This window comes from Faecalibacterium sp. AF10-46 (assembly GCF_003604105.1).
GTDB classification, from domain to species: Bacteria; Bacillota; Clostridia; order Oscillospirales; family Ruminococcaceae; genus Faecalibacterium; species Faecalibacterium taiwanense.
In genome coordinates this window covers 80283-100586 of the sequence record NZ_QVGY01000006.1, presented here as the reverse complement: position 1 = coordinate 100586, position 20304 = coordinate 80283, and the positions used below count along the sequence as shown (strand labels likewise).

The following is a 20304-nucleotide window of genomic DNA, read 5'->3' as shown; positions in this document are numbered from 1 at the left end:
CCCTCCCTACTTACAGAACGTTGGACTTCTTCAGCAGGACGCGAACGGTATCAGTGGGCTGTGCGCCGTTGGCGATCCACTGCTTTGCCTTCTCAGCGTCGATCTTGATCTCAGAGGGCTCCTTGTTGGGATCGTAGGTGCCGATCTCTTCGATGAAACGGCCGTCACGGGGGAAGCGGCTGTCAGCAACAACAACACGATAGAAGGGAGCCTTCTTGGCGCCAACGCGGCGCAGACGAATCTTAACTGCCATGGTAAATATCCTCCAAAAATTGTTTTGTGCGGCCCTTGCGGGCGCATGTTGATTATATTGTACAAACCCGCAAGGGGGTTGTATCACAAAGTTATTTCAGCCCGCGGAAGGCATTGGGGTTGCCCATCATGCCGCCCAGACGGCGGGCAAAACCCTTGGGGCTTTTCTTGAACTGCTTCATCATCTTCTGCATCATCTCAAACTGCTTGAGCAGCTTGTTCACGTCGGCCACGGTGGTACCGCTGCCGGCCGCAATGCGGCGCTTGCGCTTTGGGTTGATGATGGAGGGCTTCTCGCGTTCTTCCTTGGTCATGGAATAGATCATGGCCTCGATGCGGTCGAACGCCTTTTCATCGACCTGACTGGGATCGATGCCGCTGCCGCCAGGCAGCATGCTCAGCATCGCGCCTGCACCACCCATCTTGCGGATCTGTGCGAACTGGTCCAGCATGTCGTTCATGTCGAACTTGTTCTCCATCATCCGCTTGGCGGTCTCTTCGGCAGCCTTTTCGTCGGCCGTCTCCTGCGCACGCTCGATCAGGCTCAGCACATCGCCCATGCCAAGGATGCGGCTTGCCATGCGGTCCGGGTGGAACACATCCAGATCGTCCAGCTTTTCGCCGGTGCCCTGAAACTTGATGGGCTTGCCGGTAACGGCCAGCACTGAAAGTGCCGCACCGCCGCGGGTATCGCCATCGGTCTTGGTGAGGATGATGCCGTCGATGCTCACCTTCTCGTTAAAGGTCTTGGCAACGTTCACGGCATCCTGACCGGCCATGGCATCCACCACCAGCAGGGTCTCGTCCACAGGAACGGCTTCCTTGATGTCCACCAGCTCCTGCATGAGCACATCGTCGATCTGCAGACGACCGGCGGTATCCAGGATCACGACGTCATTGCCGTAATCCTTGGCGTGTGCCAGCGCCTTCTTTGCAATTTCCGGCGGCTTTGCGCCCGGCAGGGTGAACACCGGTGCGCCCGCCTGTTTGCCCACCACCTGCAGCTGATCGATGGCCGCAGGGCGGTAAATATCGCAGGCCACCAGCATGGGGCGGCGGCCCTGTTTGATAAAGTACTTTGCCAGCTTTGCGGCGTGGGTGGTTTTACCGTTGCCCTGCAGGCCGCAGAGCATGATGATCGTCTGGCCCTTGTTCTTGATGTTCAGGCGGGCCGCTTCGCTGCCGCCCATCAGGGCAACCAGCTCTTCGTTGACGATCTTGACCACCTGCTGTGCCGGGGTCAGGCTTTCCATGACCTCCTGACCCATGGCGCGCTCGGACACCTTTGCGCAGAAGTCCTTGGCAACCTTGTAGTTGACATCGGCTTCCAGCAGGGCCATGCGCACCTCACGCATCGCGGCCTTGATATCTGCCTCGGTCAGCTTGCCGTGACCGCGCAGCTTTTTGAACACACCGGCAAGGCGGTCGGTAAGGGATTCAAATGCCATTGTACGGTGCTCCTTTCACAGGTTTCAGCTCTCGTTTGCTTCGTCGATGGAGCGGATGAGCTTTAACATTTTGGTCAGCTGGTGTTCGTACTCGGTGGTGGTCAGGCCCTGCGGGCCGGTGCACTCGAACCGTGCATCGATCACCATTTGCTCCAGCTCTTCCAGCTTCTGCTGCACGCGGCGGTAACGCGCCGCAAAGCCGACCTTTTCCTCCAGCTCCTTCAGCGCGTTCTCGCCATGCTTGATGGCATCCCGCGCCCCCTGACGGGTGATGCCGAAGTTCTCGCCGATCTCGCTCAGCGAAAGGTCATCGTTGTAATACTGGCGCAGCATTTCGCGCTGTTTCTCGGTGAGCACCTCGCCGTAAAAGTCCAGCAGATAGCCCATTTCCAGATCTTTTGCCATCCTCTGATCCCCCGGTTTTGTGCCTGTACTTTCGAGAAGTGATGTAAAGTTCATTTGCTTTACGGATGAAGTATAGCAGATGCACCGCATCCTGTCAAGAGCCTTTCGGAGATTTTTCCAGAAAATCCGCCAAAAATTCGCCGTTTTTGCTAAAACGCATCTTGACGCGCGCAGTCCTTTTGCGTTAGGATAATATTGTTGTATCCCATGAAAGGAGGGTCTTCGTGCCGATCTACCCCAATTTTTACCAGACGCTCAGCGCCTGCCCCATCGTGGAGCTGCGCGGCTATGCTGCCGCCTGCGGGCTGAAGGGACGGCTGTATGCCTATCTGGACTTTGCAGGCCCCACCGGCACGGCCCGGGACGGCCTTGCCGAAGGGATGCTGGCCCTTGCCATTGAAAAAAAGAAGCTGATCTCCGGTCAGCCCATCATTGAAGCGGCCTCCGGCCCGTTTGCCGCTGCGCTCACGCTGGCGGGCCTGACCGCCGGTCACCCGGTGGTTCTGGTGATGCCGGAGGATGCCCCCGCCCTGCGGCAGGAGACCCTGCTGCGGCTGGGTGCGCAGATCCGCCACAGCCCGGCCCGCAGCGGTGTGAACGGTGCCCGCCGTCTGGCGGCACAGACCGCCGCCGCCAACGGCTGGTACTACATGGACTGGCTTGCCAACGATGATAACCCGGAGTACCACCGCCGCGTTACCGGCCCTGCCATTGTGCAAAGCATCGCGCGAGAGGGCAAAAGCGCCGTGGACGCTATCGTGATCGGCGTGGGCAGCGGCGGCACCGTGACCGGCGTGGGCGAGACCATCAAGGCATGGACGAACGATGTGCGCATCGCCGCCGTGGAGCCTTACGAATCGCAGGCGCTGGGCGGCGGCCTGACCGGCCCCCACGGCATCAGCGATCTGGGCTACGGCTTTGTGCCGGAAAACTTCAACGCCTATGTGGTGGACAACGTGGTGGCGGTGAACACCACCGATGCGCAGCGGGCCGCGCAAAAGGTGCTGCGCACCGATGCCATCCCGGCTTCGGTGGCATCCGGTGCCGTTTTGCAGGCGGCCGCACAACTCATCCATGTAGGTGCCAGCCGCTCTGCCCTTGCCATCCTGCCCGGACGGCAGATCGTAAATACATTATAAGGAGAAATCATAGAGTTTCCATGACAAACGACATGACAAAGGGAGCCATTACACCGCTCCTGATCCGTTTTACCATTCCGCTGGTACTTGGCAACCTGTTCCAGCTCACCTACAACGCCGCCGACAGCATCATCGTGGGCAAGTTCGTGGGCGAGGAAGCTCTTGCCGCCGTCGGCACTTCCAACCCGCTCATGACCCTTGCCATCCTGTTTATCAACGGCATGTGTCTGGGTGCCGGCATTCTGGTCAGCACTGCCTTTGGCGCAGGCGACACCCAGCTGATGGAGCGTCAGGTGTCCACCACCGCCATTGCAGGCACCGTGTTCTCGCTGGCGTTCTCGGCAGCATGCGTCGTTCTGGCCACGCCCCTGCTGCGGCTAATGCAGGTGCCCGCCGATATCCTGCCCATTGCGGTCAGCTACCTGCGCATCGTGTTTGCAGGCCTGATCTTCACCTTCTTCTATAACTTCCTTGCCGCCACCATGCGTGCACTGGGCGACAGCAAGAGTGCCCTGTATTTCCTGATGATCAGCTCTGTGCTGAACATCGGCGGCGACCTGTTCTTTGTGCAGGTGCTGAACTGGGGCAGCAACGGCTGCGCCCTTTCCACCGTGGTCAGCGAAGCACTGTGCTGCGTGCTGTGCGTACTGTACATCCGCTGGAAGGTGCCCATCCTGCAGCTGGGCAGGCGCTGGCTGGTGTTTGACGGCAAGCTGCTGCGCAAAACGGTCAGCTACGGCTGGGCCAGCGCCATGCAGCAAGCCACCGTGCAGCTTGGCAAGATCGCGGTGCAGGCCATCGTGAACACCATGGGTGTCAACGCCATGGCCGCCTTTACCGCTGCTTCCCGCATTGACGACTTTGCCTATACCCCGCAGCAGAACATCGGCCACGCCATGACCACCCTCATGGCGCAGAACCGGGGTGCCGGCAAGCACAACCGTGTGAAGCAGGGCTTCCACTGCGGTATGCGCATCGAGGCCGCTTACGGCGTGCTGATCGCCGTTGTATGCTTTGCCGGTGCGCCCTTTATCATGAAGCTGTTCGTCACCGACCCGGAGGTCGTCCATCTGGGCGTGCGCTTCCTGCGCACGGTTTCCCTGTTCTACCTGATGCCCGCAGCCACCAATGGCATTCAGGGCTTCTTCCGCGGCATTGGCGATCTGAAGGTCACGCTGGTGTCCAGCACCTTCAACATGGTGTTCCGTGTGGCGGCAGCTGCGGTGTTCGTGCTGGTGTGGAAAATGGAGATTGAAGCTCTGCCTTACAGCTATGCGGTGGGCTGGGTCGTCATGCTGCTCTACGAGCTGCCCATGCTGGTTCGGTATCTGCGCAGCCATGGAGAGGAATTATAATCGTTTTATTTGATTTGTGATACGAAAAAGGCTCTGCATCGCAAGGATGCAGAGCCTTTTTCGTATTAAACTTACTTGCGGCTTGCCAGCAGATTCTCGATCTTCTTCAGCGGGTCGATAATGCTGGAAACAGACATGTCGTGGTTCAGAGCCACCACAAAGTATGCAGCGTACTTGGAAACATCCACATCCACATACCAGTCGCGGGTGAGCAGCTCAGGCATACGGTAGGTCAGGTTGGTGCCCACAACATAGGTCAGCTTGCCCTCGGCCACAGCCTTGTCGAACTTCTCCAGACCGCTGGTGAACAGGGGGAAGGTGGCGTTGGCGATGATGTTGGCAGCGCCGCGCTCCTTCAGGTTGCTGGCGACCTCCAGCATGCTCTCGCCGGAAGCAATGATGTCGTCTGCGATAAAGACGGTCTTGCCTTCCACGCTCTCGCCCAGATACTCGTGGGCAACGATGGGGTTGCGGCCATTCACCACGCGGGTGTAATCGCGGCGCTTGTAGAACATGCCCAGATTGCAGCCCAGCACGCTGGAGAAGTACATGTTGCGGTTCATGGCGCCCTCGTCCGGGCTGACCACGGTAAACTTGCTCTTATCAAAGGAGAGGTCCGGGTCCTTCTTCAGCAGGCTCTTCAGCACCTGATAGGTGGGCATTGCGTTATCAAAGCTCATCAGCGGCACAGCGTTCTGCACGCGGGGGTCATGAGCATCAAAGGTGATGATGTTGCGCACACCCATGGTCTGCAGCTCCTGCAGGGCCACAGCGCAGTCCAGACTTTCGCGCACCACACGGCGATGCTGACGGCCGCCGTACAGGCTGGGCATAATGACCGACACACGGTGTGCCTTGCCGGCCACTGCCTGGATCAGGCGCTTCAGGTTGGCGAAGTGATCGTCCGGAGACATGTGGTTCTCGTAGTTGAACAGCTTGTAAGTCACGCTGTAGTTGCCGGGATCGACCACGATGAAGATATCGTCGCCGCGCACCGACTCCTTCACCAGACCCTTGGCATCGCCACTCTGGAAGCGGGGGCAGTCGCAAGGAATAATGAAGGTCTCTTTGTCAATTCCGGCAGCCTTGGCCCAGCGGACCAGATGCTTGTCGATCAGGCCGGTCAGTTCCTCTGCACCGGGGCAGGAGATCAGCCGCATATCTGCCACGCTGGGCTGCTCAAAGAACGACTTCGGGGAAATTTCAATAGACATAGTCATAACTCCTTATTGCTGTTTACGATCCGTATCATGCACACAAGAGCGCATATCTGGTTTTATTTTATCACATTTCGTCGATTCTGCCATATCAATTTGTTTCATGTCAGGATTTTCTGCGCCTTGCACAGCTGTTTTTCTTTTTTCTCAAAGAGAATGTGTGTTTTCGACAAAAAGACAGCCGATTCTTTGCCATTTCGCAAATTTCGGCTGATTTCCGTGGAAAAGTAAGACTTTTCTTTGTCTGAGCAGTCTGCCGGGATCGCTCTTCCGGGAGATAAAAATGCAGTGTGCCGGCAGCGGAGATTCTGCTGTTTTCGCTCGTTCGCCCTCCCCGGCAGAGCCGCAAAAACAAAGGCATCTGCAGCAAATTTGCTGAGCTTCAGAAGCTCAGCAGCGATCGTTGCAGATGCCTTCTTATTTTATATGATTGCGATAGGTGCTTTGTGTTCCGCTTACAGAGCAGCAACCGCAGCCTTCAGGGCATCCACGCGGTCGGTGTTCTCCCACTTCACGCCCAGATCCTCGCGGCCCATGTGGCCGTATGCGGCCAGCTTGCGGTAGATGGGCTTGCGCAGGTCGAGTTCGCGGATGATGGCGGCGGGGGTCAGGTCGAACACCTTTTCCACAGCCTGCTCGATCTTCTCATCCGAGACGGTGCCGGTGCCGAAGGTGTCCACCATGATGGACACAGGCTTTGCCACGCCGATGGCGTAGGCCACCTGCACTTCGCACTGCTTGGCAAGACCTGCAGCCACGATGTTCTTTGCCACCCAGCGGGTCGCATAGGCAGCGCTGCGGTCCACCTTGCTGGGGTCCTTGCCGGAGAAGGCACCGCCGCCGTGGCGTGCATAGCCGCCGTAGGTGTCCACGATGATCTTGCGGCCGGTCAGGCCGGTGTCACCCTGCGGGCCGCCCACAACGAAGCGGCCGGTGGGGTTAATGTAGTATTTGGTGTTCTCGTCCAGCAGCTCGGCAGGGATGGTGGCCTTGATGACCTTCTCCATCACATCGGCGCGCAGCTGTTCCATGCTGACGCTCTCGCTGTGCTGGCTGGAGATGACCACAGCATCCACACGCACGGGCTTGTTGTTCTCATCGTACTCCACAGTGACCTGGCTCTTGCCATCCGGACGCAGGTAGTCCATCTCGCCGTTCTTGCGCACCTCGGTCAGGCGCTTTGCCAGCTTGTGAGCCAGACTGATGGGCATCGGCATCAGCTCCGGGGTCTCATCGCAGGCATAGCCGAACATCATGCCCTGATCGCCTGCACCGCCCACCTGATCGTTGGTGCCCAGTGCGATGTCGGGGCTCTGGCCGTCGATGTTGGAGATGACGGCACAGGTGTCGGCATCAAAACCGAACTTTGCGCGGGTGTAGCCGATATCTGCCACCACCTCGCGGACGACCTTCTGGAAATCCACATAGCAATTGGTGGTGATCTCGCCCATGATGTGCACAAGGCCGGTGGATGCACAGGTCTCGCAGGCCACACGGGCATCGGGGTCGTGGGTCAGGATCTCGTCCAGAATGGCATCCGAGATCTGGTCGCAGATCTTGTCGGGATGTCCTTCAGTGACGGACTCAGAAGTAAACAGGTGTCTTGCCATTGTTTTGCCTCCTAAACTTTTTTTACTGGCAGGGTGTGTATTTCTTGCTCCAACATTCCGTTCAAGCTTTTTGCGCGAAAAATAAAAGCGCCCAGAGCCCGAAAGCTCTGAGCGTTGCACTCTTATCTCTCGGTTTCCCGCAGGATTTGGCACCTTGCGCTCACGCGCAGGTTGTCGGGCTTCACAGGGCCTGTCCCCTCAGCCGCTCTTGATAAGTCGGTATTCAGTTGGTACGTTCAGTATTCTATCATTGCTTCGTCAGATTGTCAAGAAGAGTATCACTCTTTTTAGACATTATTCTGAAATTGATGGAGCGTTCCCCTGCTCCGGTGCAGCATGGCCGTTCCGGGCAGCGTGGAAGGCGCGCTTTTCCGCATACATCCGCTCGTCCAGTTCCACCAGAAATTTCTCCACGCTGCCGCCCTCATACTTTGCCACACCGGTGGAGAAAGACAGCTGAAAGCTGCCCGCCGGGGCGGCGGCGTTATAGCGCTGCACTCGCTGCTCGATGGCGGCACAGGTCTTATCCATGATCTCCTCCGAACCGTGCCGGATCAGCACCATGAACTCATCGCCGCTCATGCGGATGGCTACCGAGTTTGCCACCAGCGCCCCGGACAGGATGTGACCGATCTCCTGGATCGCCCGGTCGCCCTCGGCGTGACCGTAGGTGTCGTTGATCTCCTTGAAGCAGTTCACGTCCATCATGATGCCGTAAACGTCCTTCTCCTGTGTGGCGTAGATGTGCTCCAGACAGTAGTTCATGTACTTGCGCCCAAACAGACCGGACAGTTCATCGGTATAACCTCGCAGGCTCCGGGTCTGACTGTCCACAAACACAAAGGCGATGGCTACTGACAGCCAGCCGAAGGCCATACCGTAGAACGCGCCCTGCAGCACCGTGCCCACCGCACAGGTAATCACAAAATAGTACACCGGGAAAAACTCCACCGTAACGCCATCGCGCCTGGCCTTATGCACCTGCCACACGCTCTCGGCATAATAGCCGAACAGCAGCAGGTAAAGCAAACTGTTCAGCGGACCGCGATGGTAAACGTTGTCCGCGGAGATGGTAAAGATCCATCCTGTGCCGAAAAGGTTCGCCGCCAGCAGCGCCAGAACAGCCAGCAGCGGCACGCCCAGCAGCAGATGCCTTCTGCGCAGGCGTCCGGTGCTGCGGTAGACCCGGAAGTCCACATACAAGCACCACGCATAGCCCACGCACACGGTAGCGCCGGTGCAGACGGTGTTGGTCAGGTACAGCCAGAACCGGCTTGCCGCGCCGGGCACGCCGTCCAGCAGAAAGCTGATCGTCTCTGTGGCCTGTGCCAGCAGCGTCACCACCAGAATCCGGCAGAACAGCGCTGTTCCCACGCTGTTTTTACTCTCGCCGCGCACCCGCAGTAAAAGCAGAAAGCATACCAGCACCGCCCCTGTGCCATTGGCCACAAGGATCTCGGGTATATTCATTGCATTTCCTCTTCTGCCCGCCTTACCCCATAAGGCAGACAGCCTCCTGTTTTATACAGGATCTATCTGTATTATACACCCTGCTGTGCCCCGCTTGCAAGACTTGGGCGCAAAAAGGCCGCTGCACAGCAATTTGTGCAGCGGCCCTTGGGAAAGCCAGACGATCCAGAACAGCCTCCGCGTGTGCTCTGATTCTGTTCTGCGGAAATATTATTTATAATTGCATTTTTTCGCAGAAAGATCAATAGCCCTTTGCCTGCTCGCCGTTCAGAATTTTGACAGCGCGGGAGGTTCCCAGACGGTCAGCACCCAGCGCCAGGAAGGTCTCCATATCCTCCACGGTGGAGATGCCGCCGGCAGCCTTGACCTTGCAGCGGCCATGCACGCCCTTGACCATCAGCTCCACATCGTGGAAGTTGGCACCGGCAGTGGAGAAGCCGGTGCTGGTCTTGATGTAGTCAGCGCCTGCCTCGCAGACGATATCGCACATCTTTTCCTTTTCCTCGTCGGTCAGCAGGCAGGTCTCGATGATGACCTTCAGGACCTTGTCGCCCACCGCCTGCTTCACGGCGCGGATGTCCTCGCGCACGGCATCGTACTCCTTGTTCTTCAGGCGGCCGATGTTGATGACCATATCCACCTCGGCGGCACCATTCTCAATGGCAGTCTTGGCTTCAAACGCCTTGCTGGCGGTATCCATGGCACCCAGAGGGAAGCCTACCACGCAGCATACCGGGATGCGGCCCGCCATGTACTCCACAGCCTGCCTGACGTAGCAGGTGTTGATGCAGACGGATGCGGTGTGGTTGGCAATGGCTTCGTCACACAGGGTCTGGATCTGGGGCCAGGTGGCCTCCGGCTTCAGCAGGGTGTGATCGACATGGGAGAGAATTTCTTCACGAGTCATGTTTGTTTCTCCTTTTTACTTGCTGGCACGGCGCACCTTTGCCATGCCGACAGCACTCAGGGCAATTGCAGTTGCAGAGACCGTTGCACCAATGATGCCCAGCACCAGACCGGAGACCAGAAATGCAAAACCTTTCAGACCACGCTTCATAAAACCGTACCTCCTAAATTATATTGGATATTTTCTCCACCTGCGGCAGAGAAAATATCTCACTTGCGATTTTTAAAGATGATCAGCTTGCTGAACACATAGTTCAGCACGATCACCAGTACATTGGAAAAGACCTTCACGGCAAGGCCCCACAGTGCCTGCGCATTGTAGCGGCTGGTAACGAAGATCGCCGTGGGGCCGTCTGCACCGCCGATGACGGCAATGGCGGCAGAGCCATCCGTGACCCCCGCCGGTGTGCCTGCATAGGAGGCTGCCATCTGGATGGCCGTATCCGGGCTAAGCCAGTGGGCCACCACGCTCAGCACCCCCTGCATCAGCTCGTCCATCAGCGCTGCACCCTGCGCAGCCAGCAGATTGCCCAGCACCAGCATAATTGCGGTGTCCAGCAGCATTGTACCCAGACGACAGGTGACAAATGCACCAAATTCTCTCGCCATGGCCTTGCCCTGCGTTTTGCTGTGGAACACAAAGGCGCGGTTGGTGCAGTAGGCAAACAAGATGCAGATGATGTTATCCAGCACATTGCCCCAGCTGTTGGCGGCTGTATAGCCGAACAGCTTGTTGAACAGCGCATACAGCACAATGTTCAGCAGGGTGCACAGCACACCGAAAACCAGATAGCTCAGCACTTCCCAGTGTTTCTTGAAAAATTTTATCATAAAAAATAACCCTCTCCGTCCGCTCACGTTGTTCGCGTCCACCTCTCCCGAAAGGGAGAGGTTTTGTCAGTTTTCCTCAAACTTTTTTGCTCACTGTTAAAAGCTCGCCCTTCGGGAGAGCTGTCGCGGCGCAAGCCGTGACTGAGAAGGGTTTCTCCCTTAACAAAAACAGCCCCGCCGCCGTTTTCCCGGCAACGGGGCTGTTGATCGCATTGTGTCAGAAGCTTTTCTTCCGAACGAAAGGCTGATTACTCAGCGTCGTCGTTCAGCAGGGCCTTCATAGACAGGCTGATGCGCTTCTTGTCGAAGTCCACATCCAGCAGCTTCACATCGACCATATCGCCGACCTTCAGTGCGTCAGAGACCTTCTCAACGCGGTCATTGCTGATCTCGCTGATGTGGACCAGACCATCCACACCCGGCAGGATGCGGACGAATGCACCGAACTTGGTCAGGGAGACGACCGGAGCATGGAAGGTGCTGCCGATGGGGTAGTTATTCTTCAGCTGCTCCCAGGGGTTGTCCTCGGCCTTCTTGTAGCCCAGAGAGACCTTGTGGTTCTCGGTGTCGATATCCTTCACATACACCTCGATGGTGTCGCCAACGGAGACGACCTCGGAAGGATGCTTGATGCGGTTCCAGCTCAGCTCGCTGATGTGGCACAGACCGTCCACACCGCCGATATCGACGAATGCACCGTAAGAAGTCAGGCTCTTGACAACGCCGGTGTAGGTCTTGCCCACCTCAACGTTTGCCCAGAACTCTTCACGCTTTGCCTTGTTCTGCTCAGCGGTCACCTTGTTGATGCTGCCGACGATCTTGCGGCCGGAGCACTCGGTGACAACCAGCTGAACGTGCTGGCCAACCAGAGCGGTGTAGTCCTCATCACGGCGCATAGTAGCCTGAGAACGAGGAACGAACACCTTGACACCCTTGACGTTGACCACAACGCCGCCCTTGTTGAACTCGGTGACATCGCCCTCGACGACCTCGCCGGACTCAGCGGCCTTAGCGATCTCTTCCATGCCCTTGCGAGATGCGAGCTTCTTGCGGGAGAGCTGGATGACGCCATCCTGATCCATAACCTTCTCGACGATGAGGTCCAGCTCATCGCCAACCTTCACCAGGTCTTCGACCTTGGCGGAGGAATCATCGGTCAGCTCGCTCAGCTTGACAAAGCCGGTCTGCTTCGCTCCGATATCCACCTGGATCTCGTTGGCAGAGATGCTGGTCACGATTCCTTTCACAATACTGCCTGCATGAACACGCTTTTCCTCGGATGCATTCAGCATCTCCTCAAAGCTCATGCTGTCATTGATTTCTGCGCTCATACTGTTAAGTACCTCCTCAATAATAGACGATGGCGTTGAAGCCCCGGCTGTCACGCCCGCCACTTTAACATCTGCAAACCATTCCGGCCGAAGTTCGCTCGCTGTCTCGACCGTTACGGCACGCGTGTGTTTTGCGGCGACCTGTACCAGCTTTTGGGTATTGGAAGAATGATGACCGCCAATGACAACAACGATGTCGCATTTTTGGCTGAGGTCTTCCGCTTCCTGTTGCCTCGCCCACGTCGCATTACATATTGTATCAAAAATTCGGGCGTTTGTATAGGCTTTTTTGAGAAACTCCGAACTTTCTTGCCATTTTGTAACCTGAAATGTGGTCTGTGCAACTGCAAACAGGGGTTTTTGCGGGTCAGAGGGGCCTTTCCATGCCTTCAACTCGGCCAGATCGGCAAAAACGAACACCTCTCCGCGGGTGTGGCCCACGATCCCCTGCACCTCCGGATGGGTCTTGTCGCCTGCCACCAGCAGCACCCCCCCCGCCTTTTCGGCCTCGGCGGCAATGCGCTGGATCTTCTGCACGAAGGGGCAGGTGGCATCATGGTAAGTGATGCCGCGCGCATCCAGCTCGTCGTACACAGTGCGCGGCACACCGTGGCTGCGGATGACCGCCTCGTACCCGGCGGGCACATCGGCGATGGCATCCGCCACAAGGGCACCCTTTTTCTGCATATCCTCCACAGCCTGCGGGTTATGGATCAGCGGGCCGAGGGTGGCCACCTTGCAGCCTTCGTTCAGCAGGCCATAGGTCAGGTCCACCGCCCGCTTGACACCAAAGCAGAACCCCGCCGTTTTGGCAACTCGGATCTCCATCTTTTACGCCCCCATCTTTTCCCACGCATCCAGCAGGGCCTGCTTGTTGGCACGCAGCTTTTTGGTGTCTCGGCGGCTCTCCATAGCAAACTGCTCTGCAGGCATCGGCTCGCCGTAGATCACCCGTACTTTGCAGAACAGGTGCATCTTTCCATCCGGCGTATCGTACAGGATGCGGCAGGGCACTACGTCCACCCCGGCCCCCGCCGCAATGACGAACAGTCCGCTCTTGGGCGGCAGAAGCTTCCCGTCCTTTTCGCGGGTGCCCTCCGGGAAGATGAGCAGTGTTTCGCCGTTTCTGCACTTTTCTACGGTCTGCTCAATGGCAGCCATTTCATCCTTTGTGCCGCGCACGCACACCGCGCCGCAGCAGCGGAAGAACCATGTGAGCAGGGCGTTGATCTCGAACAGTTCCTTCTTGGCGAACACGATCATCCGCCTGCCCCACCGGGTGACCACGATGAACACCGGGTCGATGGCGGAGACATGGGTGGGCGCAAGGATGCAGCCCTTTGTCTGCACCTTTTTCAGGTTTTCGCGGCCCTCTACATGGATGCGGAAGCCGATATGCCACAAAAGCCACGCAAAGGGCACTAAGATGTAATATAATATCATTTTATCGTTTGATTCACTTTCTCCGCAATGATCTTCTTCATTGCAGCAAGGCTCTGTTCAAAATCCAGCTCCGAAGTATCCAGCAGCACGGCATCGTCCGCCCGCTTCAGGGGTGCAGCGTCACGGTGGGTGTCCTGATAGTCCCGCTGCTTCACGTCGGCCAGAACCTCTTCATAGGGAGTATCGATGCCCTTGGCCTGATACTCTTTCCACCTGCGTGTGGCGCGGGCTTCCGGCGTGGCGGTGAGGAAGATCTTCACCGTGGCATCCGGCAGCACCACCGTGCCGATGTCGCGGCCGTCCATCAGCACATCCTGTTTCTTTGCCATATCCCGCTGCAGTTCCAGCAGAAAGGCGCGCACAGCCGGGTTTGCGCCCACGGCAGAGGCAGCCATACCTGCGGCCTCGGTGCGGATGGCGGTGCTGACGTCCTCTTCCTTTAAATAAATGTGCTGCTCGCCCTCAATGGAGGCCAGCCGCAGCTCGATCTGGGGAAGCAGCGCGTTGACCGCTGCGTTGTCCTTGGGGTCCTTGCCCGCACGCAGGGCATACAGGCCGATGGCGCGGTACATGGCACCGGTATCCACATAAATATAGCCCAGCTCAGCCGCCAGACGGCGTGCCAGCGTGGATTTGCCTGCGCCTGCAGGCCCGTCGATCGCAACAGATACCATATTGTATCTCTCCTTTTTAAACTGAACGATTTAAAATGGCCTCCGCATGCGCTGTGGCCATCTTCAGCGGAAAATCATTTTAATATTTTTGTGTTTGTCGCGCTCTGCGGAGCGTTCCAAACACATTTTCACCGGATGGGGCCATAACGGAGAACTGCATTGCTGCTCGTTCCCTTCAGGAACAGTTGCGCAGCGGTCTGTGAGACTATCCCGGCAACAACTCTTTTTGTGAAAACGTATTTTGAAAACGACCGCAGTCGTTTTCAAAATACAAATCAAAAAAATCTATTCCAATAAATATGCCCAGAGCAGCGCGGAGGGCATTTAAAATTGTTTTATCTGTAATTACAGATTATTTGCAAATGCCTGTGCAGTGCAGAAGGCGATCTGCAGGTTGTAGCCGCCGGTATAGGCATCCACATCCAGCACTTCGCCTGCAAAGTAAAGGCCCATCGCCTTTTTGCTCTGCATCGTCCTGGGGTCTACCTCGCGCACGGACACGCCGCCGCTGGTGATCACCGCGTGGGCCAGATCGCCCCGGGCATCAATGGACACCCGCCAGTGCTTCATCAGCTGCACCAGCTCCCTCTTCTGCTCCCGGGTGATCTGGTTTGCCTTGGTAGCCAGGTCGATGCCCCAGCGCGCCACCATCACCGGCTGCATACTGGACGGCAAAAGCTTTACCAGCGCGCCCTGCGCTGCATGGTTTGCCAGCAGGGCAAAATCCCGCGTGATGCGGTCGTAAAGCTGCTCCTCGCTGAGGGCTGGCTTCAGGTCGATCTCCGCATGATACTTGTGTTTTTTCATGTCGCCCAGATGGCTGGAGGCGCTCAAAGTCAGCGGGCCGCTGATGCCAAAATGAGTGAACAGCATTTCGCCCTGCTCGTCAAAAATGGCCTTGCCGTCCTCGAACAGGGTCAGGGTGACGTTTTTCAGCGCCAAGCCCATCATCTTTTTGCAGTCCGCGTCATGGCTCACAAGACTGACCAGACTGGGCACCGGCTCGATGAGGGTGTGCCCGGCCTGCTGGGCCAGTTTGTAGCCGTCGCCGGTAGAGCCGGTGGTGGGGTAGCTCACGCCGCCGGTGGCCACCAGCACGGCATCCGCCCGGTACTCCCGGCCGGAGGTGCCCCGCACACCGATGCACCGCAGTGCCGGGCCTGCCTTTTTCTTTTTGGGGTGGCGCGGGTTTTCCGGTGCGGCGGGAGCTGCTTCCGGCTCCGGTGTTACCTCTTCCAGCAGCAGCTTTTTCGCGCCGTCATGCACGAGTTCAGCATCCTGCGCATAGCGCAAAAGAGCCTGCCGGATCTCCTCGGCCTTGTCCGATACTGGAAACACCCGGCGGCCGCGCTCCACCTTCAGCTCCACGCCAAGGCCCTCGAACAGTTCCATGGTCTTTGCCGGTGGAAAGGCCCCCAGCGACGAATACAGAAAGCGCGGGTTCGTGCGCACATGGCGCAGAAATTCCTCCGCCGGGCAGTCGTTGGTCACATTGCAGCGGCCCTTGCCGGTGACAAGGATCTTCTGGCCGGGCTTGTTCATGTGTTCCAGCACCGTCACCTGATGCCCCTCCCGCACGGCGGCACCCGCCGCCATCAGTCCTGCCGCGCCTGCGCCGACGATCAATACTTTCGCCATCCGTTTTCTCTCCCATCGCCTGATAATACGAGTATATCATACCAGAATCGACACACAAAAGCAATGTGTTGCCGTATTTCTGCCAATTACAACAGCTGGGCAAGGATGCTGTTCTGCACGATGAGACCCGCCGGGGTCAGGGCAAGGGTGCGGCCGTCAAAGCTTGCATAGCCCGCCCGGACGCAGTTTTGCACAAAGGCCAGCTGTGCGGTGGAAAATTCTTTCCCGTAAAGTTTTTTGTATGCATCCAGCGAAAGGCCTTTGCGCAGACGCAGCTGTAAAATAAGGTAGTCCTCTGCGCCGCAGCTGCCGTCCATCACCGGGGCGGCGGCATCGTTCAGGAAAGCGGCGGTGTCCGGCGGGTAGTAGAACCGTCTGCCGCCCATGCAGGAGTGCGCCGCCGGGCCAAGGCCCAGATAGTCGCCGCAGTCCCAGTAAATGAGGTTGTGTCTGCCCTCATAGCCGGGCTTTGCAAAGTTGGAGATCTCGTACTGTTTGTAGCCGTGGTGTTCCAGCTGTTCCACTGCATAAAGGTAAAAATCGGCGGCTTCATCGCCGGTGGGCAGGCCTTCGGGTGGATGCTTTCCAAAGGCCGAATCCGGCTCGATCTTCAGCAGATATGCCGAAATATGGGTAGCCCCGCCACCCTCGATCAGTTCCAGCGTTTCGTCAAACTCGGCTTCGGTGTAGTGCGGCAGTGCCAGCATGATGTCGCCGCTGATGTTCGTAAACCCTGCGCGCCGGGCGGCGGCAAATGCAGCCCGCGCCTGCTTTGCCGTGTGCGGCCTGCCCAGTGTGCGCAGCTGGGTATCCCGGGCAGACTGCACCCCGAAGGAGATACGGTTCACTCCCGCCTCCCGGAAGCCTGCAAGACTTTCTTCCGTCACCGTCTCCGGGTTTGCTTCCAGTGTGATCTCGGCCCCCGGCATCGGCCGGGCCGCATCGATCAGCCGTTTTGCCTGCTCCGGGCGCAGCAGGCTGGGCGTGCCGCCGCCAAAATAAAGGGTGTCCGGCTGCAGAGGTGCTTCCGGCGCAAAGCGGGAAAGCTCCCGCAAAAGAGCATTCACATAAGCTTCCGGTACGCCGCGCTCACCGGGATGGGAATAGAAATCGCAGTATCTGCATTTGGAAAAACAGTACGGAATGTGTAAATAAAGTCCAAGAGACATACAATATCACAGCCTTTTTCATGAAACGTTCATTTCTATGCAGTATACTATATTCCGTAGACCGGAGCAAGGAAAAAGTGTTCCGGCAGAAAGAGACTGGAGGAGTCCCATATGGATTACAATTACAATGGTTACGATCGAGGCTACACGGAGCCTGCCATGACCTCGGCTGACTATATGAACCGCACCTACCGCTGGATGGCGGCAGGCCTGCTCATCACCTTTGCAGCGGCGTTCGTTACAGCCGCTACCCCGCTGCTGTACGTTGTCAACTCGCTGTATCTGGTGTTCACCATCGCAGAGCTGGTGCTGGTGTATGTGCTCAGCTCCCGCGTGCAGAACATGTCGGTGGGCGGTGCAAGAGCCACCTTCTTTGCCTATGCACTGCTCAACGGCATGGTGCTGAGCTACTACTTCCTGGTATTTGATCTGGGCACTCTGGTGCTGGCCTTCCTTGCCACCTCGCTGTACTTCGGCCTGATGGCGGTCTACGGCACTACTACCCACAAGGATCTGTCCGGCTGGGGTCCCAAGCTGATGATGGGCCTGTTCGCGCTCATCATCACCGGCTTTGTGGGCATGCTGTTCGGCATGAGCTTCCTTACCACGGTGCTGTACAGCGCTGTCGGTCTGGTGGTGTTCATGCTGCTGACCGCCTACGACACCCAGAAACTGAGCCAGATGTTCTCCTACTACGCCTATGACGGCGAGCTGGCCGAGAAGGCTTCCATCTACGGCGCACTGACGTTGTATCTGGACTTCATCAACATCTTCCTGTATGTTGTACGCCTGTTGGGCATGAACAGCCGCCGCCGCAACTGATTTTTGATCTGCAAGGGCTCTCCCGAAAAGGGAGGGCCTTTTTGTTTGGTACTATCATTTAGAATATCCTCCGCTTCGCTCTGGGTATCAACACAGAAGGCCATAGAGGGAAGATGCATTTTCCGGCTGCGGCCCTCTCATGAAAACGCAGAACCGGTCAGACCGCAGTCTGACCGGTTCTGCATCACTATAAATACAATTCCGCTATTATGGCCAGAATGAAATGGAGGCCATTTTAAATCGTTCCGTGCATAAAACCTGCCCTGCTGTCCCACACTAAGCCCAGAAGCAATGCGTACACAATGCAGCAGATGGGAGTAACGACAATGGAGCAGATCAAAAAGTTTTTGCGCAGCAGGGGCTTTACACTGGCACTGCTGGCCTGTCTCGTCGCAGCCGCAGCGGCGGGCGTGTGGGCAGTGCGCACCGTGCGGGATGAACTGAAAAAGAGCTACGACGACCTGACGACCCCGCAGGAAGAACCTGCCCCGGAGCCGCAGCTCACCCTTGACCCACAGGAGGACGATGTATGGCAGCAGCCCGTGACCGACGCCGCAGAATCTTCGGCAAATGTACCCAAGCCCGCATCCTCTGCGTCCTCTTCTGGGGCGCAGTCTGGCTCTGGTTTGGTGCACGAACCCTCCGCACTGCAGGGCGCATCCTCGCCTGCCAGCAGTTCAGCAGCGCCTGCCTCCACGCAGCCCGTCTCGGGCAGGGTCTTGAACGCCTACAGCGGCGATGAGCTGGTGTACAGCAGTACCCTTGGCGACTGGCGCACCCACAACGGTGTGGACTACGCCTGTGCGCAGGATGCACAGGTGTGTGCTCCCGCCGCCGGTAAGGTGACCGCCGTGGACACCGATAGCCGCTGGGGCAGTGTGGTGTGCATCGAGGACAGCGCCGGGCACCTGTGGCGGGTGTGCGGCACAGCCGACCCCACGGTGCAGACCGGCGATGAAGTGAGTGTGGGCCAGATACTTGGCCGTGCAGGCAGCATTCCCAACGAATGCGCCGAGGAGACGCATATCCATCTGGAAGTACTGCAGGGTGAGCAGTACCTTGACCCGGCAAAGCTGCTGAACTGATGCAGTCCGCCGTATCCCCTGCGTATTTTTCAGTAAAATATTCCAAGCAGCAAAAAATCGGAAAGGCCGTTCTGGTCTTTCCGATTTTTCATTCTACAGGATAGATGCAGGCTCAGGCATTTTCCAGCTCAACCACCGGCCAGCCCAGAAGGCGGATGGCTTCGCGGTCGTGGGTAGCCAGCAAGACAGGCTTTTCTCCGCAGCGCTCCCGCAGCAGCGCCGCAGCAGCGGCAAGGGTGTCCGGGTCCATGCCGGTAAAGGGTTCGTCTAACAGCAGCGTATCGCTGGCGGCCCACAAAGCCCGCAGCAGAGCCGTGCGGCGCTTCTGTCCGCCGGAAAGCCGTGCGGCAGGCAGGGCCAGTGCGGCAGCATCCATGCCAAACTGTTGAAAATCTTTTATGATTTGCTCCTTGTATTGTTCCGCACTGCCGGGCAATACCAGCGTCACGTTCTGCACAGCTGTCAGCTGTGGGCAGAGCCGGTCTTCCTGAAACACTGCTGCCACCCGGCCAACGCCCTGTACTATGCCAGAAGTGGGTTCTTCCAGCCCCATGAGGATGCGCAGCAATGTGGTCTTGCCCCAGCCGCTGGGTGCCCACAGCACCGCCGGGCCTTCCACCGTGAGGCAGAGATCCCGGAAAAGCGTTTTCTCCCCGAACTGTTTTGTCAGATGCTCGATGGTCAGCATTGCGGCACCTCCCCGGTCACGGCGCGGGTCACGCAGTCCAGAAGCAGCAGGAACAGCTTTTCAAACCCGGCGCTGAGCAGGATGATCACAAACGTCCATGCGAACAGCTCCCCGGTGGAAAGGGTGATCTTGGCCCGGTAGAGTGCATCGCCGATGCTGCCATTGGGCAGGCCGATCACCTCAGCGGCAACGCCGCTCTTCCAGCAGATGCCAAGGGCCACACTGCATCCCTGCCGGAAAGCCGGCAGTACCGCAGGCAGCCACACCGCCCGCAGCCGTCGGCCCAGCGGCAGGCGAAACACCTTCGTCATCTCCAACAGCTGTGGGTCTGCGCTCTGGATGCCGATGCGCACCGCACCGTACAGCACGGGCAGCACCATTAAAAAGCTGATGAGCACCGAAAGCGATGCCCCCCGCACCCACACCAGCGCCAGAATGATAAAGCTTGCCACTGGCGTGGCTTTGACCAGCTGCAGCACCGGAGCAAGCAGCACATCTGCCGTGTGCCACGCCTGTGCGGCCACAGCCAGCACGATGCTTACGGCCACGCCCAGCCCGAAGCCCAGCAGGATGCGTCCGGAGCTGAAGCCCACCCGCTGCCAGAACTCTGCCTGCGGCAGAAGCTGCAAAAGGGTGCGCAGCGCCTGCACCGGCGAAACAAGGAACACCTCCTGTCCCACCGCCATGGCGGCGCACTGCCACACCGCCAGCCAGAAGGCCGCAGCGCCCAGCCGCTGAAAAAATTGTTTATGTCGCTTCATAAACTTACCTGCTCCTGATTATAAATAAATGCAGGACGGCAGGGAATTTCTTCAGCAAAT

Annotated in this window: 20 protein-coding genes and 1 riboswitch; of the genes, 4 read left to right on the top strand and 16 right to left on the bottom strand. The window is 58.0% G+C overall.

Features of this window, described 5'->3' with window-relative positions; genetic code table 11:
- Positions 1–10: 10 nt before the first annotated feature.
- From rpsP to DWV57_RS08250, 3 genes are all read right to left on the bottom strand, one after another.
- Positions 11–253, bottom strand: coding sequence for a 30S ribosomal protein S16 (gene rpsP, locus DWV57_RS08260; protein WP_005944692.1), 243 nt, complete (start codon positions 251–253; stop codon positions 11–13).
- A gap of 91 nt (positions 254–344) precedes the next feature.
- Positions 345–1700, bottom strand: coding sequence for a signal recognition particle protein (gene ffh, locus DWV57_RS08255; RefSeq protein WP_120020502.1), 1356 nt, complete (start codon positions 1698–1700; stop codon positions 345–347).
- 24 nt (positions 1701–1724) lie between these two features.
- A complete protein-coding gene (locus DWV57_RS08250; protein WP_097775061.1) occupies positions 1725–2105 on the bottom strand; it encodes a sigma factor-like helix-turn-helix DNA-binding protein in 381 nt (126 codons plus the stop codon).
- Between the two features lie 224 nt (positions 2106–2329).
- Here DWV57_RS08250 and DWV57_RS08245 point away from each other — a divergent pair, with 224 nt between their 5' ends.
- Together DWV57_RS08245 and DWV57_RS08240 are read left to right on the top strand one after the other, a co-directional pair.
- Entirely contained in the window at positions 2330–3244 is a 915-nt protein-coding gene (locus DWV57_RS08245; protein WP_097781517.1) for a pyridoxal-phosphate dependent enzyme, read from the top strand.
- 20 nt (positions 3245–3264) lie between these two features.
- Positions 3265–4599 (top strand): MATE family efflux transporter, encoded by a 1335-nt coding sequence (locus tag DWV57_RS08240; RefSeq protein WP_120020501.1) that lies wholly within the window; start codon positions 3265–3267, stop codon positions 4597–4599.
- 71 nt (positions 4600–4670) lie between these two features.
- On the opposite strand, the gene DWV57_RS08235 is transcribed toward DWV57_RS08240, so the two are convergent.
- The 11 genes from DWV57_RS08235 to hemW all read right to left on the bottom strand — a co-directional run bounded on the left by DWV57_RS08235 (position 4671) and on the right by hemW (position 16888).
- Positions 4671–5813: a ribose-phosphate pyrophosphokinase gene (locus DWV57_RS08235; RefSeq protein WP_044954082.1), complete on the bottom strand. Its 1143-nt coding sequence runs from the start codon at positions 5811–5813 to the stop codon at positions 4671–4673.
- Between the two features lie 458 nt (positions 5814–6271).
- Positions 6272–7426: a methionine adenosyltransferase gene (gene metK / locus DWV57_RS08230; RefSeq protein WP_120020500.1), complete on the bottom strand. Its 1155-nt coding sequence runs from the start codon at positions 7424–7426 to the stop codon at positions 6272–6274.
- Positions 7427–7545: 119 nt separating this feature from the next.
- Positions 7546–7644: riboswitch (SAM riboswitch) on the bottom strand.
- 76 nt (positions 7645–7720) lie between these two features.
- A complete protein-coding gene (locus DWV57_RS08225) occupies positions 7721–8896 on the bottom strand; it encodes a GGDEF domain-containing protein (RefSeq protein ID WP_118529010.1) in 1176 nt (391 codons plus the stop codon).
- A gap of 241 nt (positions 8897–9137) precedes the next feature.
- Positions 9138–9803, bottom strand: coding sequence for a deoxyribose-phosphate aldolase (deoC, locus tag DWV57_RS08220; protein ID WP_118529008.1), 666 nt, complete (start codon positions 9801–9803; stop codon positions 9138–9140).
- Positions 9804–9818: 15 nt separating this feature from the next.
- Complete coding sequence (locus tag DWV57_RS14940; RefSeq protein ID WP_005944717.1) at positions 9819–9953, bottom strand: hypothetical protein; 135 nt, start codon at positions 9951–9953, stop codon at positions 9819–9821.
- 59 nt (positions 9954–10012) lie between these two features.
- Complete coding sequence (locus DWV57_RS08215; protein ID WP_097776369.1) at positions 10013–10633, bottom strand: GtrA family protein; 621 nt, start codon at positions 10631–10633, stop codon at positions 10013–10015.
- A 248-nt stretch (positions 10634–10881) separates the two neighbouring features.
- Positions 10882–12792, bottom strand: coding sequence for a bifunctional 4-hydroxy-3-methylbut-2-enyl diphosphate reductase/30S ribosomal protein S1 (locus DWV57_RS08210; RefSeq protein ID WP_120020499.1), 1911 nt, complete (start codon positions 12790–12792; stop codon positions 10882–10884).
- 3 nt (positions 12793–12795) lie between these two features.
- A complete protein-coding gene (locus DWV57_RS08205; RefSeq protein ID WP_005944723.1) occupies positions 12796–13407 on the bottom strand; it encodes a lysophospholipid acyltransferase family protein in 612 nt (203 codons plus the stop codon).
- Positions 13404–14081, bottom strand: coding sequence for a (d)CMP kinase (cmk, locus tag DWV57_RS08200; RefSeq protein ID WP_120020498.1), 678 nt, complete (start codon positions 14079–14081; stop codon positions 13404–13406). The genes DWV57_RS08205 and cmk overlap by 4 nt, the downstream gene beginning before the upstream one ends.
- A gap of 345 nt (positions 14082–14426) precedes the next feature.
- Complete coding sequence (locus tag DWV57_RS08195; RefSeq protein ID WP_120020497.1) at positions 14427–15719, bottom strand: NAD(P)/FAD-dependent oxidoreductase; 1293 nt, start codon at positions 15717–15719, stop codon at positions 14427–14429.
- 86 nt (positions 15720–15805) lie between these two features.
- On the bottom strand, positions 15806–16888 hold the full coding sequence (gene hemW, locus DWV57_RS08190; protein WP_120020496.1) for a radical SAM family heme chaperone HemW: 1083 nt from the start codon (positions 16886–16888) through the stop codon (positions 15806–15808).
- Between the two features lie 111 nt (positions 16889–16999).
- Here hemW and DWV57_RS08185 point away from each other — a divergent pair, with 111 nt between their 5' ends.
- On the top strand, positions 17000–17710 hold the full coding sequence (locus DWV57_RS08185) for a Bax inhibitor-1/YccA family protein (protein ID WP_097776364.1): 711 nt from the start codon (positions 17000–17002) through the stop codon (positions 17708–17710).
- A gap of 326 nt (positions 17711–18036) precedes the next feature.
- Entirely contained in the window at positions 18037–18795 is a 759-nt protein-coding gene (locus DWV57_RS08180) for a M23 family metallopeptidase (protein ID WP_165853680.1), read from the top strand.
- A 112-nt stretch (positions 18796–18907) separates the two neighbouring features.
- On the opposite strand, the gene DWV57_RS08175 is transcribed toward DWV57_RS08180, so the two are convergent.
- Positions 18908–19483, bottom strand: a complete 576-nt coding sequence (locus DWV57_RS08175) for an ATP-binding cassette domain-containing protein (protein WP_118528994.1) — start codon at positions 19481–19483, stop codon at positions 18908–18910.
- On the bottom strand, positions 19477–20244 hold the full coding sequence (locus tag DWV57_RS08170; protein ID WP_120020494.1) for an ABC transporter permease subunit: 768 nt from the start codon (positions 20242–20244) through the stop codon (positions 19477–19479). The genes DWV57_RS08175 and DWV57_RS08170 overlap by 7 nt, the downstream gene beginning before the upstream one ends.
- Positions 20245–20304 lie beyond the last annotated feature (60 nt).